A 13306-nucleotide genomic window follows, 5' to 3' on the forward strand; every position below is an offset into this window, starting at 1 on the left:
CCAAGAAGCGCTGGCGACGCGTCCTCTTTTTGGCGTAGATCTGCTCGTAGTCCGTGAAGCCCAGCTGGAGGGGGTCGGCCATCCGTTCCAGTCTCAGTCCTAGATCTGGACTGATTTTAGCGGGTTTTTCAGGGGTTCCTTAGGTCAACATCTGGCAAAATCTTCTGGCCAAGCTTCTCAATCCATCCCCGCTTTGTTGGAAGGCACAGCCTGGCACCTGTTTTCCCGCTCTCGATGTACAGCAGCTGATTGCGCTGCTTTGCCCTGAAGATCTCTGATGGCCGGGTCGCATAGATGGCCATGACCCCATAACCCCATTTCCATGGTTCAGGGATCAGCTCCCATGCATCCAGGATCTCCCGCTCTGTTGGGATCGTGCGCGGCTTGGCGTCACGATGACCCACATACCCCTTCCCAAGGTGTCGAAGCTCCTCAGCGAGCTTCTGGTCGCCCTGAGACCGCGCAAGTGCTCCACAGGCGATCCCTGCCCTTAGGCGCTGCCGAGAGCCCACAGGGAAGCCCATGACGAGCGATCGAAGGGCGGATGGGCCATATGACGCCTCAGCTGGTAGACGGCGCAAGGGATAGCCGTAGTCCTCGGTCCAGTTCGTGGCCCCTGGTCGCCGCTCACTGTGTTCCCGGCAAAGCCCTTCGATCGCGTCACGAAACGTCACGCGCGGCTTCGGTTGGGATTTCACCCACTCACTCGGATCGAACGTGCCCGACTGGATCTGGTCACTCACGAGGATGGCCAGGGCTTCGGCGCGGATTAGGCCCTCCTCACTGAAAGGGATTCCAGGGCTGAGTCTCTTGAGAACACCATCCTGGCTGTACCTCAAGCGGATGGTGCCGCGGCCTGATGAGGGCTCCAGGCGGACGCGGGACTTCCTTTGGCGAAGGTTCGTGTTGATGGTTTCAAGGAGGTCCATGAGGGAAGGCCAAGGTTCGTTTCTTCCCTTTCCCCTGGCGGTAAACTCCCTAAACTCCCTAAACTCCCTGGAGGGGTGGTCGAGTGGTTGATGGCTCCGGTCTTGAAAACCGGCGAAGGGAAACCTTCCGCGGGTTCGAATCCCGCCCCCTCCGTTCCCTGAACGCTCCCAGCACGGTCGCTGGAGCCCTTCGGAAACCACCGCTAGGGTCGGGCCGCCTCTAATCCGACCGCCGCCATGAAACGAACGCGTTGGCTGCTGCCGGTTCTGATGCTCTGCAGCTTGCTGCTGGTCATGGTTCCCGCGCTGAACGCGCCGAGTGCCGCCCAGGGCGCCCGCGCCGAGATCCGAGGGGTCTGGATGACCACCAACGACATGACCACCATGCGCGATCGCACCAAGTTGCGAGCGGCGATGGAGCAGTTGAAGGAGATGCACTTCAACACCATCTATCCGGTGGTCTGGAATTCCGGCTACGCCATTCACACCAGTGAGGTGACCCGGGCACGCAAGATTCAGTCGTTTTCCTACAAGGGACTGGAAGGCCAGGACATCGTGGCGGATGTGATCAGCGAGGGACATGCCAAAGGCATGCTCGTGATCCCCTGGTTCGAATTCGGCTTCATGGCGCCTCCGTTTTCAGAACTGGCTTTGCAACATCCCAGCTGGCTCACCCAGCGGCAGGACGGCAGCCGCACCTCGATCAGCGCTGCCGGAGAAGTAGTTTGGCTCAATCCATTCAGACCGGAGGTGCAGCAGTTCATCACGGAGCTGGTGCTGGAGGTGGTGGGCAACTACGACGGTGATGGCATCCAGTTCGATGACCACATGAGTCTGCCCAATGAGTTCGGCTACGACAGTTACACCAAAGCGCTCTACACCAAGGAGACCAACCGTGCGGTGCCAAGCAATCCGATGGATCAGTCCTGGATCAAGTGGCGCGCCGACAAGATCACGGCCTTCATGACTCAGCTGCACAAGGCCGTGAACGCCAAAAAGCCGAAGTCAATCTTTTCCGTCTCCCCCAACTACTACGACTTCGCCTACAAGCTGCAGCTGCAGGATTGGCTGAGCTGGGTGCGGCGCAACATCGTTGATGAAGTGATCGTGCAGCTCTACCGACCTGATGTGGCCAGCTTCGCGACCGAGGTGGCACGCCCCGAGCTCGCGGAAGCCCGGAAGAAGATCCCCACCGCGATCGGGGTGATGACGGGGCTACGCACCAAGCCCGCGCCGATGCAGCTGATTCAGGCTCAGGTACAGACCGCCCGGCAGAAAGGGATGGGGGTGACGTTCTTCTATTTCGAATCGCTCTGGAATGCCACCGCCGAAGCGGAAGACCTGCGCCGCAAGGGATTCCTCTCCCTGTTCCCCAGCCCAGCGCCGCGCACGCCGCTGTGAGGCCCCAGGTGCCAACACCTCCCGCAAACCCCACCCAGATACCGTGGATTCCTTGTCACAATGGCTCCAGGCATCCGGTGATCCGTCAGTTTCAGTGCCAAAACGGAGTACGGACTGGTGGCCCTGATCGAGCTGGCCGAGGTGTATTCAGACGGCGGCGTGCTCCAGGCCGGTGAAATCGCCCGCCGCCAGGGGATTCCCGAGCGTTATCCCGAGCAGATGCTCACCAGCCTGCGCCGCAGCGAACTGGTGCACAGCCTGCGCGGTCCCCGCGGCGGCTACCAGCTGGCCAGGTGACCGGGACTGATCATGATGGCAAGCGTTCCACCACGGCCTTCCTGGTGCTCACGGGCCCGACCCTGATGTATCACATCTGCGCGGGCGTCAGGGCGGTGGCTCCAGCTGCAGGGTGCTGTGGGCGATCCCGATCTGCGCCAGCCGGCGCTTGGCCTCATGCAGCAGTTCCATGTCATCCGCTGCACCAGGCTCACGGATGACATGGGCAGTGAGGGCGTTCTGGGAGGTGCTCATCGCCCAAACATGCAGATGATGCACATCCACCACCTGGGGCAGGGAGCGCAGTGCGCCATCCACCTGGGCGATGTCGATGCCGCGCGGCACCGCATCGAGGGCCACAACAAGGGCCTCGCGCAACAACTCCCAGCCGCTCCAGGCCACCACCACGCCCACGCCGACCGCCGTGAGCGGATCAAGCCAAGGCCAGCCGGTGATCCCCCCCAACACAGCGCTGATCAGCACCGCCGCCGACACGGCCGCGTCGGTGAGCAGATGCACCACCGCGGCGCGGCGGTTGAGGTCATGGCTGTGGTCGTTGCCGAATAGGCGCGCCGAGAGCAGGTTCACGACGATTCCGGCTGCCGCTGCCCAGGCCACCGGCGTGCTCGCCACCGCCACCGGATGAAGAAGCCGCTGGAAACCCTCCACGATCACCACAGCGGCCGCCATCAGAATCAACACCGCATTCACCAGCGACGCCAGCTGGGTGCTGCGCCCGAAGCCATAGGTGAAGCGGGGCGTGGCCGGCCGGGTGCTCAACCGCTCGGCCCCCCAGCCGAACAGCAGCCCCGCCACGTCGCCGATGTTGTGCACGGCATCGCCGATCAGCGCCAGGGAGCCGAAGGCCACACCGATCACCAGCTGCAGGCCTGAGAGAGCGCTGTTGAGGATCACGCTCCAGCGAAAGGCTGCGGCCGAGCCGGGCCGATGCTCGTGCTGACGCCGGTGAGGCTGGCGCTGAATCCCGACGGCCGGGTGCTGGGACTCTCCGGAGTCGGATGGGGCTGGAGGCATGGTCTGATCGAGGTCAGAGGCCACTGCCAGAGTGGCGCCGATCAGGGTCCTTGACGACAAGCAGGCTCCGGAATCCAGCGCCGAGAGCGCAGCACCGGGCCGCAGGCCAGGCGTCCGTCACGTTCGGCCGAAAGCCAAACGAAGTCAGCAGAAACTGCTCCGTTGGCACCGACGGGCCGCCGTCAGTGGCGTACAGCACACCAATGGTGGGATTGAACAGAGCGCCCCCCCTGCGTCAGGGAAGAAGTCCACTCGGTCTGACCCATCCACCAGGGGCATTCACCAGGTTGCGACCATGACCTCCACTGCCAAAGCCATCGTCCCGGTGCACAGCCACCCCATCGCCCATAGCCCATAGCCCCCGCGGCAGCACGAAGCGCCCCATGACATCGGTCCGCATCACCATCAGCATGATGATCATCAGCAGCGGCACGGCGACCACACCATTGATCACCGCCGACCAGAACAAACCCCTGATCGGATCAAGGCCAACGAAGTTGAATGCCATCCCGATCAGGGTGGAGGCCGCGATGGTGGCGTAGAAGGCTTTGGCATCCAGCGGTTTGCGGTCGAAGCGTGTCGACCAACCGAGCGCTTCGCCGAGCGCCTAGGCGCAGGATGCAGCCAGCACCGGCACGGCGAGCAGGCCAATGCCGATGATGCCCGCCGAGAACATGGCGAATGTGAACACCCCCGCAATGGGCCTCAGCGCCTCGGCAGCTTGCGCGGATGTCTCGATGTGGGTGATGCCGTTCGCGTTCAACGTTGCTGCAGTGGCAACAATAATAAAAAGACTGATCACGTTCGAATAACCCATCCCGACATAGGTGTCGAAACGGATCCATGAAATCTCAGCTCGTGCCTGCTCTGGCGCATCGATGAGCGCGTAGGCGGAGGGTTCGACCTGCTCGTCCTGCGCTTCCTGCGCTTCCTGCGAGGATTACCAGAAGAAGCAATAAGGAGTGCTGGTGGTGCCCAGCACCGCAACTACGGTGACGACGTAGTCCCGCTGCAGCGAGAAACTGGGTACGAATGTACGGTAGGCAACCTGCCCCCAGGGCACGTCCACCACGAGTGCCACGGCCAGATAGGAGAGCAGAACGAAACTGGTCAATTTCAGGAAAGAGAGATAGCGTGCATAGCTGGAGGCCATCTCCAGCTATGCACTGCCGATGGCGAAGATCACAACATAAAAACCGATGGGACCGCCGGTGAGCAGGTTAAGGGCTGCCGCCATCGCGCCGAGATCGGCGCCCAGATTGATGGTGTTTGCCAGCAGCAACATCCCGACGATCCCATAAAGCACCCCACGGGGGTAATGCGCGCGGATGTTGCCAGCGATCCCCTGGTCTGTGACTCGGCCAATGCGAGCGCTGATTTCCTGCATCGCTGCCATCAGCGGGAAGCAGAACAGCATCACCCAGCACATCGCATAGCCAAACTGGGCGCCGGTCTGCGAGTAGGTGGCGATGCCGCTTGGGTCGTCACCCGAGGCGCCGGTGCTTAGCCCTGGGCCAAGCCGATTGCCCCCCCCTGGCGCAACATTGTGCGAAAAGCACGGTGATGGGCGATCCAGGCCTGCTCCAGTTGCTGGGCCTCAACCCTTTTGATTGCTTGCTTGGCAAATTCCTATTGTTCCATGAGTACCAAACTTTTGGAGGGCGGATTGTTCGAGTTGGATTGGTGCGAACAGGCAGAAGCAGCAACGATAAAAAAACCGACTCACAGCACAGTTTTCAGCATCGCTGATCAAGGTGGCTACGTCAGACCCTGGGCGCTCAATGCAGCTTGAACGCCAGGATCCTTCAGCAGTCGTCCCATGAAATCTGCGATCACCGGATATTCCTTCCAAGTTTTTGGAAGATTTGCTGTCCAGCGAATCATGGCAAAGGCATAGGGATCTGCAATGGTTCGCTTTCCGTTGACGACATGGCCTTCTTCAAGCATATGCTCGAGATGATTCATGACCCGCTCGATCCGCGGATAGGCTGATTCCCTGACCGCCTTGAGGCTGTCATCATCGGTCTTTGTCGTAAAACGCCCTGGGCCAAAGTAAGGCCAAAAGGCAGGATGAACATCACCCGTGAGGAAGGCGAGGGCTTCATCCAGGTTGAACTCTGCCAGCTCCCCATCCCCAGCGCCTAAGCCTGCATCTGGAAAGCTGGTCGCAATGAACTTGAGAATGGCATCAGCCTGAGTCAGCAACCTGCCGTTAGCAATCCGCAAGGCTGGAACCATGCCAAGCGGGTTAACTTGGCGGTACGCCTCAGAGCGCAGGTCAACTTTCTCGATGGCATAATTGGCCCCGCTCCACTCCAGGGCGATATGTGGCGCTAGAGCACAGGTGCCGGGAGCAAAGTAGAGAAGCATCTCGTCTCTTGTCGGTGGAAAACCTGAGCATCCTCAGGTTTTCACAGGCTAGCCAAGGTGGCTTGCAACCATCTGGCTGTACTCAAAACTTTCTCATTTCAGCCCATCCTCCGCATCATGGGCACGCTGGGCGCCGTTGTCCTCACCCAGCTCGGGGGCAGTTAGGGACTCCTGAAAAATAGCCGACGCCACATCGCGCCGCAACGGGCATCTGCGGAGGGCTTACGCAGGCGATGGCCACGTCTATGCGGTGACAGGCCAATCGTTCCAACTCGGCATCCACGGCCAGCTGAAGTGCCATAAGGATCTGCTGACCCCAGGGGGAGATCGCAGGGTTCAACGTGACAGCTCCAGGCAAGACCTGATGTCAGCCAACCCCATGGCCCTCAACCAGGCCTGGAGCCTGCTCCAGCCGTCTGCAGCGGCTACTGGCCTGAAGCTCGGGCGGTAATCGGCGTGGAAGCCATGGGGTGCATCGGCATAAATGACAATCTCACTGCGGCTGTCGGCCGCAGTGAGGGCTGCTTGCATGCGCTCCACCGTCTCCAGTGGGATGCCGTCGTCCTTGCCGCCGTACAGGCCCAGCACCGGGGCCTTGATCCTGTCCGCCAGATCCAGCGGACCGGAGGGTTGCTCCCGGGTGGTGTTGCCAGTGAGCCGCCCGTACCAGGCCACACCGGCCCGGAGGTTGGGGTTGTGGGCGGCGTAGAGCCAGGTGATGCGTCCACCCCAGCAGAACCCGGTGATGCCAAGCCTGTTGGTGTCTCCACCTCCCGCCTGGGCCGCCCAGGCGGGAGGTGGCATCAAGGTCGCTCATCACCTGGGTATCGGGAACCTGGACCACCACAGAGCGAATCGAGGCGAGATCCGGCAGCTGGGTGACATCCCCCTGGCGCTCGAACAGGCTGGGGGCAATGGCCAGATAGCCGAGCCGAGCCAACCGCCGGCAGACATCCTGGATGTGGGCATGAACCCCGAAGATCTCCTGCACCACCAGCACCACCGGAACCTTCGTGCCCGCTGCTGGCCTTGCGCGATAGGCGGGAATGGTGCGGCCATCCACCGGGATGCTCACGAATCCGGCGGTGAGGCCAGCGGCATCGGTGGTGATCGTGGCCGCTGAGATCGGGCGCACGGCCACCGCAAAGCCGGCGGCGATCGTGCCCAGCAGCAGTTCGCGGCGACCGATGCCCTGCAGCCCTCCTGGATCGTTGGTATTCAGGGCCATGGGGAGGGTTGCTGTTTCACTCAAGCCGTCATTCTGTTGCGCTCGTCGATGCAGGTGAACCGTGATGGTGCTGGTGCTGGAAGGAGCGTTCGGGGGCCGTCGAGCTGGGCCTGCAGGCTCTCCCCGGGCTCCGGCAGATCACCGCGTCAAGCCCATTGCCTTGTCCGTCGGTCAAGGTGAATATCGGCAAACATGGGGGTCACCGCAACCTGCAGGTCTGAGCTGGATGAAGCGAGCTGGGGCTCAGCCTGACCCCCGTGGTCTGAGCCATGCGCTGCAGTTAGCAGCGCCTTCAGGAGGTCAGGAGCGACGAGCCACACTGTCAAATGGACTCTGATCTAAAACTGGAACGCAACCTGAACCAAGCTCCATCATCTCTTCTCCAGCGCCACCCACATCCGCGCAGTGCGCGGCGGTAGGTGGAAGGTGTAGCTGGGCCCCTGGATTTCCGGAAGCAGCGAGTCGGTGAGCATGTCGCGGTAGGGATGGTTCCATTGGAAGCGAAAGCGCGTGTCCACGGTGATGGAGCGCGGCTGAGCGCATTTGTTGATGGCCACGATGCCGTCCTCTTGGCGGCGCCACAGCAGGGTGCAGGCATCAGCCGCGAGCATCTGCATGGGCTTGCCCTGCATGCGGTTGTGGAAGGCGATCATGCGGCGCAGACGATCACGGTTCCACACATTCCGCCAGCGGCCGTTGTTGGAGCGCCCGGCCGACTGATCATCGAACACCAGGGGGGTGCCGCCATCGCGACCCATGATGTACACAGAGGCCAGATCTTCATCCACCGACGAGTTGGCATCCTGATCGAAGAGCAGCGAGCGGAAGGGCCCGTTGTAGGGCATGTCGTGGCTGATCACCATCGTGACGGCACGGTTGTTGGCCAGGGCATCGCCCCTGGCATAGGGGTCAGCCAGATCCGAAAGGGGACGACCCAACGAGAAGGACTGCCTGAGGGCATGGAACAGCGGGAAGTCATAGGCAGCGAAAGACTCCGGCAAGTCCCGCAGGTAGGGCTCGAGAAACTGCTGATAGTCGGCTGAGCTGGCCCCAGCCGAGGTGATGATCTCGGCGAAGAGATGGGAGTTCCTGGCCACCTGCTCTGGAATGAACGACTTGATCGCGCCGGTGGGCATGTGCTTGGCGGCATCGATGCGGAAACCGCGGATGCCGAGGTCATAGAGCGCCTGCACGTACTGCCTGCGCTGGTCATTCACCCAGGATTGGGCTGGATCGGTATCGAGCAGATCGGGCAGACCCGAATCAGGCTCAGGACCGCAGAGGCGATCACGCCTCACCGAGTCGGCATTGCCGTAGTCGCGGATGCAGGCGGCAGGGTGGAAATCCTGGGGGCCGAACAGGCCATCGAGCCGGCCAGTGCTGTTGCCATAGAGGATCTGCCGGCTCCAGTACGGCTGCCGGTCCCGATACTCCCTCAAGGTGAGATCACCCGGAAACACCGTTGCGCCGTTGCGCTCATTGGCCATGTGGTTGACCACTACATCCGCGTAGGTCCTGACGCCCCTGGCCTTGAGCGCCGCAATCGCCAGCACCAGGGTGTCTCTGTTGCCATCGCAGTGGTCAATCACGCGGAAGTCCTGGGGCTGGTACCGCTGCCACCACTCACAACCCCCTGTTCTGGCTGACTTCAGCGGGGGAGACACCAGCACCGCCCTGTAGCCCACAGCCGCAATCGCTTCGGCCTTCTCGGCGACCTCTGCATAGGACCAATCAAACGCCTGCAGGATCACCTCCGCCCTGGCCGCAGCGCCCATACCCAGCAGCCCTCCCCCGGCTGCAGCCAGCGAAACCACCAGGCCCGTGATCGAACCCGCCAGCCAACGCAGCGTCATGGCATCACCATCACCAGGGCAACAGCTCACCGTTGGCGTGCCAGAAGCTGCCTGAGGTCTCCAGGCTGAGGGCGTCGATGCGCTCCAACAGGCCCCGCACCGACTGCTCCGGCGTGATGCCGTTGGCCGTGAATCCCGTCATGCGGGTGCTCACCAGGCCTGGATGAAGGATGGCCACGGCGATGCCCCGCGGCTTGAGGTCCAGGGCCAGCGACTTGCCCGCCATGCACAGCGCCACCTTCGACATCCGGTAGCCATAAGAGCCGCCGGAGCTGTTATCGGCAATCGAGCCCATGCGGCTGCTCATCAGGCTCACCTTGGAGCCGGGATGCAGATGATTCAGCAGGGCGCGGGTGAGCTGCAGCGGGGCCACGGCATTGACCTCGAACTGGCGCAGCAGGCTCTGGCCATCGAGCGTATCCAAGCTCGTGGATTCGTAGACGCCGGCGTTATGGATCAGGCCGTCGATCGCCAGATCCCCCAGTCGCTCCACCAGGGAGGCGATCGCAGCGGCGGAGGTGATGTCCACCCCGGCTTCGATGCGCACCCCCAGCGCCTCCAGCTCCGCTGAAGCTGTGCGGCAGACCGCCACCACCTCATCGCCGCGGACCTTCAACTGCCGGCAATACTCGGCGCCGATGCCACGGTTGGCTCCGGTGATCAGGTGGATGGCCATGGTGCAAACGCGCGGTGGGGTCTGGTGGCTGGATCGTATGGAGTGGGGTGGGCCCGCCATGACGATGGCCTCAGGCCATCAGCAGCTGGTAGGCGGCATGGATGCGGCGGAAGTCGTCAACAGCTCCGCCCTGATCGGGATGGTGGGTTTTCACTAGGCGGCGGTGCGCCCGCTTGATCGCCTCGCGGGAGGCCCCCCACTCCAGGCCCAGCAGCGCCAGGGCGGCGGTCCGTTCGGGGTCGGGCCTGTCCTCGACCGGCGCCGGGTCTTCAGCGGCCTGCTCAAGGGTGGCGATGCGCTCCAGCAGGTCATCGACCACCCGCAGGGGCGCAGTCGAGAGCCATTCGGGCGCGCGCACGCCGTGGATGGCGAAGGCCAGCCGCACCGCCAGGCGGGGTTTGGTCTGGGGGCCACGCAGGGCCTGAAGCAGAGCACTGCCCAGACCGGGCTGGCGGCGTTCCAGCTCCTCCTCCAGCTGGGCACGCGGATCGCTCCACTGGCTGCGCAGGTGCTCCTGCAGGCCGCGCAGACCGCTGAAAACCAGCCTGTCCCCCAGCCGCGCCGAGGCTCCCACCCGCAGCTCCCGCCAGCGGGGGTGACGGGCAAGCGCCTCACCCCAGAGCCGCACCTGCTCGGCACTGACCGTGCCCCTGACGGCAGGCTCAGGGGTCTGCCGGCGGAAGAGCTGCTGGCGCAGCAGGGCCACCTCCCGGCGCAGGGCTTCGTTTTCGGCGAGCAGGGCGTCGATGTTGGCGGTGACCTGGGTGCCCCGGGCGGGGCCGCGGGCCCAGCTGCGCGGATCAAACCCCATGCTCAGGACGACAGGTCAAGCCCGGATCTAAAATATCTGATGGCGGGACACCTGGATACGTGGCTCCACCTTGAGGTCTTTGTTGTGCAAATCGCTGCCACGCACGGCTGACACTTCACCCTGGATGCCTTGGGCCGCCAGCTGTTACACCAACTGTTTGATCAATTGATCTTCCACCCTGCTTGATCAAATCCACTGGGGGTGAGATCCGCCAAAGAGCGACCGATGCGTGAGGCCACCACCGAAGAAGAATTCGCGACATTGATCACAATCGTCAGCGGGACAACTTCACACAAAAAGAATTGTATCGCAAATGCCGTGGGTCGTCTCTGATGGCATGCCGCCGATCCAAACCAATGCAATCCAATCGCTGAAGACCATTGATCTTCATTCAAAGGAGTTGAAGCTAAGGCCTTAGCCGTAGGTGGAGATGGTGGAGAGGCGCTGGAAGGAGGGATCCGCCATGCCATCGACCCGGAACGACGACCAGGTCACGCTGGGGGCTGGATCTTCGGCCTGGCGCGGAAATTCGATGCGGCGGCGCTGGTAAGTGAGCCCCACACAACTGAGATCGTCGTCATCGGCCATCAGCGACCAGAGCAGACGCAGATCTCCGCGGTCGTAGGACCAGGGCTGATCCATCGACATCGGCTCCGCCAAAACGCCCGCAGCGAAGCGAACAGCGCAGGATCGCTCCGAAGCCAGGTAGTGACCATCTTCGGTGGGATAGAACCAGCAGGTGTCGTTACTCAACTGCTGCAGGGGCACCGCATCAAGCCAGCGGATGCCTGCAGGAGAGTCGGTGCTCAGGTCCGCGCCGTTGAACTCCAGCAGGTGGACCTGCAGCCACAGTCGAGCCGCATCAAAGTGGGGGATGACGGCATCACAGAGCAGTCGATCCTTCGTGGGGCCACTGCCGGGTGAACGGGCGAAGGGATCAAGGCCGTCAGCTGTGGCCTGTCCATCGCGAACAAGGCCATCCAGGCTACCGGCCCAGTCGTGCGGGCAGCGCAGGATGCGCAGGGACCGCGCTGCGTCCAGGCAGCTCTGATGATCGGAGATCACCTGGTCCCAGCCGCTGGGATCCCCCCCATCAAGGGGAGGAGAGAGGCTGAAGGTGAACGCCAGCTTTGAGGTCATGGGCGGAGCTGAGGCCGTCATGACGGGGAGACTGTCGCCGGTGGAAACGGCGATCAGCCCAGACCCACCTGGCCGAGGATGCCCTGGCCGGTGAGGAGTTCGGTGGCGAGGCCGATGACGAAGCCGAGCATGGCAAGGCGGCCATTCCAGGTTTCAGCGAAGGCCACGAAACCGAAGCGGGAGGTGGTGGAGTCAGTCATGGGTGGTGAGCGAGGTGCTTTGCGAAGCGTAACACAAACCTTTGAGGATTGTTAAGAGGCGGTCAAGGATCGGCGGGGTGTTGCTCACGGCTCAGTGCTGCTGCTGCCCGTATCCCGGCTCACGTCCACGCCGAAGGGCGCAAACAGAAAGACCATCTCGCCAAGGCGCTCCTGGTGCCCGTCGAGGGCGAACACCCCACCGGAGACGAAGTCGGCCGAGCGCTGGGCCTCCTCAGGCGGCATCGAGCCGAAGTTGAGCACCACAGTCTTGCGCTCGCGCACCGCCTGGACCGCCTGCAGCACGTCCTCGAAGCGGTGCGGTTCCATCAAAACGACTTCGGAAGGCAAGTCGGAAAACCGATCCATGCCATCACGGTGCCATGGGCGGCCCAGCCGCGCCAATCGGTTCAGCCAGGGCGAGCAGCTCATCGCAGCGCAGCTCCCTGCGCCGGCGCAGGGCGAAGAGGGTGCCCGCCTGTCCCCGGCAGACCCGCAGCTCCTGATCCAGAACGGTGATGTCCAGCCAGGCCGGGTAGCTCTGGTTTACCTGCCGCATCAGCCGCAACGGCACCGGTCCCAGGGCCGGGCCGATCCAGCCGCCCCGCTCGAAGCTCACCGACACCCGCTGGGGCCCCCCAATCGAGATCCCCGCCAGCACGGCAATGCCGCCCAGGCCCGAGAAGGCGCCGGCGGGACGCAGCAGATTCATGGCCCGACCCCGGGACGGGGCCAGCACCTGAAGGTTGTCGAGCCACGGTGCCACCCGCAGGTACGGAGCCCGGCTGCTGCTCCAGCGCAACTCCCACACCCCTTCCAGGAGCTGCGGGCGCGCCTGGAGATCAGCGGGCGACTCCCGCTCCAGCGCCTCGATCAGGGAGCGAATCTGCTGATCACCAAGAGCGGCGGGGTCGCGCAACCCTTCAAGCAATTGGTCGCGGGGAGTCATGGCAGCACGGGAGTGAGTGGAGATCCTGGGGCCGGGGGAGTGTGTAGAGTGAACGTTGATTTTTCGATCACTGGTGAGAGCAACACTTCCAGCCGTCGACGGATCGGTTCAAGTTATTTAAAGTTACATGACAATCTACGTAGGCAACCTCTCGTTCGATGCCGAGCAAGAGGATCTCCGTGACCTTTTCGCTCAGTACGGAGAAGTGCGCCAGTGCAGCCTGCCCCTTGACCGGGAAACTGGACGCAAGCGCGGTTTCGCATTTGTGGAACTGGCCAATGACGCCGAAGAGCAGAAGGCCATCGACGATCTTCAGAACGTCGAATGGATGAACCGGATGATCCGGGTGAACAAAGCTGAACCCCGCGGTGGCGGTGGCGGCGGCGGTGGCGGCAACCGTGGCGGCGGTGGCGGCGGCTACGGCGGCGGCGGCGGCGGCGG

At 63.0% G+C, this 13306-nt stretch carries 14 protein-coding genes, 1 tRNA gene and 2 pseudogenes; 4 read left to right on the plus strand and 13 right to left on the minus strand.

Translation table 11 applies throughout. The features are described from left to right. Positions 1-128: 128 nt before the first annotated feature. Entirely contained in the window at positions 129-929 is an 801-nt protein-coding gene (locus KBY67_RS13860) for a hypothetical protein (RefSeq protein WP_255111669.1), read from the minus strand. A 69-nt stretch (positions 930-998) separates the two neighbouring features. Between KBY67_RS13860 and KBY67_RS13865 the strand changes: the two genes are divergently transcribed. The 3 genes from KBY67_RS13865 to KBY67_RS13875 all read left to right on the plus strand — a co-directional run bounded on the left by KBY67_RS13865 (position 999) and on the right by KBY67_RS13875 (position 2627). Next, a tRNA-Ser gene (locus KBY67_RS13865) sits at positions 999-1083 on the plus strand. A gap of 83 nt (positions 1084-1166) precedes the next feature. After that, positions 1167-2330 carry a glycoside hydrolase family 10 protein gene (locus KBY67_RS13870; RefSeq protein WP_255111670.1) on the plus strand — a complete coding sequence of 388 codons (1164 nt, stop codon included), beginning with the start codon at positions 1167-1169 and terminating at the stop codon, positions 2328-2330. A gap of 117 nt (positions 2331-2447) precedes the next feature. After that, complete coding sequence (locus tag KBY67_RS13875; protein ID WP_399214515.1) at positions 2448-2627, plus strand: RrF2 family transcriptional regulator; 180 nt, start codon at positions 2448-2450, stop codon at positions 2625-2627. An 87-nt stretch (positions 2628-2714) separates the two neighbouring features. Here KBY67_RS13875 and KBY67_RS13880 read toward each other — a convergent pair whose 3' ends face one another. From KBY67_RS13880 to KBY67_RS13935, 12 genes and pseudogenes are all read right to left on the minus strand, one after another. Continuing rightward, positions 2715-3701 carry a cation diffusion facilitator family transporter gene (locus KBY67_RS13880; protein ID WP_255111671.1) on the minus strand — a complete coding sequence of 329 codons (987 nt, stop codon included), beginning with the start codon at positions 3699-3701 and terminating at the stop codon, positions 2715-2717. A 175-nt stretch (positions 3702-3876) separates the two neighbouring features. Next, positions 3877-5217: pseudogene (locus KBY67_RS13885) on the minus strand (NRAMP family divalent metal transporter). Positions 5218-5399: 182 nt separating this feature from the next. Beyond that, positions 5400-6011: a glutathione S-transferase N-terminal domain-containing protein gene (locus KBY67_RS13890; protein ID WP_255111672.1), complete on the minus strand. Its 612-nt coding sequence runs from the start codon at positions 6009-6011 to the stop codon at positions 5400-5402. A 336-nt stretch (positions 6012-6347) separates the two neighbouring features. Continuing rightward, on the minus strand, positions 6348-6815 hold the full coding sequence (locus KBY67_RS13895; protein WP_255111673.1) for a dienelactone hydrolase family protein: 468 nt from the start codon (positions 6813-6815) through the stop codon (positions 6348-6350). A 52-nt stretch (positions 6816-6867) separates the two neighbouring features. Then, positions 6868-7239, minus strand: a pseudogene (locus KBY67_RS13900) (dienelactone hydrolase family protein); the annotation flags it as partial. A 371-nt stretch (positions 7240-7610) separates the two neighbouring features. After that, positions 7611-9092: an alpha-amylase family protein gene (locus KBY67_RS13905; protein WP_255111674.1), complete on the minus strand. Its 1482-nt coding sequence runs from the start codon at positions 9090-9092 to the stop codon at positions 7611-7613. 10 nt (positions 9093-9102) lie between these two features. Further along, positions 9103-9768 carry an SDR family oxidoreductase gene (locus KBY67_RS13910; RefSeq protein WP_255111675.1) on the minus strand — a complete coding sequence of 222 codons (666 nt, stop codon included), beginning with the start codon at positions 9766-9768 and terminating at the stop codon, positions 9103-9105. A gap of 70 nt (positions 9769-9838) precedes the next feature. Next, positions 9839-10579 carry a J domain-containing protein gene (locus tag KBY67_RS13915; protein WP_255111677.1) on the minus strand — a complete coding sequence of 247 codons (741 nt, stop codon included), beginning with the start codon at positions 10577-10579 and terminating at the stop codon, positions 9839-9841. A 414-nt stretch (positions 10580-10993) separates the two neighbouring features. Continuing rightward, positions 10994-11719 (minus strand): hypothetical protein, encoded by a 726-nt coding sequence (locus tag KBY67_RS13920; protein ID WP_255111678.1) that lies wholly within the window; start codon positions 11717-11719, stop codon positions 10994-10996. A gap of 53 nt (positions 11720-11772) precedes the next feature. Continuing rightward, positions 11773-11919, minus strand: a complete 147-nt coding sequence (locus KBY67_RS13925) for a chlorophyll a/b-binding protein (RefSeq protein ID WP_255111679.1) — start codon at positions 11917-11919, stop codon at positions 11773-11775. An 84-nt stretch (positions 11920-12003) separates the two neighbouring features. Continuing rightward, positions 12004-12246: a cell division protein SepF gene (locus KBY67_RS13930; RefSeq protein WP_399214519.1), complete on the minus strand. Its 243-nt coding sequence runs from the start codon at positions 12244-12246 to the stop codon at positions 12004-12006. Positions 12247-12289: 43 nt separating this feature from the next. After that, positions 12290-12865, minus strand: a complete 576-nt coding sequence (locus KBY67_RS13935) for a PAP/fibrillin family protein (RefSeq protein ID WP_255111680.1) — start codon at positions 12863-12865, stop codon at positions 12290-12292. A 127-nt stretch (positions 12866-12992) separates the two neighbouring features. On the opposite strand from KBY67_RS13935, the gene KBY67_RS13940 reads away from it, so the two are divergent. Then, positions 12993-13306 (plus strand): RNA-binding protein (locus KBY67_RS13940; RefSeq protein ID WP_255111681.1); only part of this gene is annotated, 314 nt, incomplete at its 3' end.

It is taken from the genome of Synechococcus sp. RedBA-s, from assembly GCF_024345495.1.
In the GTDB taxonomy this organism is placed as follows: domain Bacteria; phylum Cyanobacteriota; class Cyanobacteriia; order PCC-6307; family Cyanobiaceae; genus Regnicoccus_A.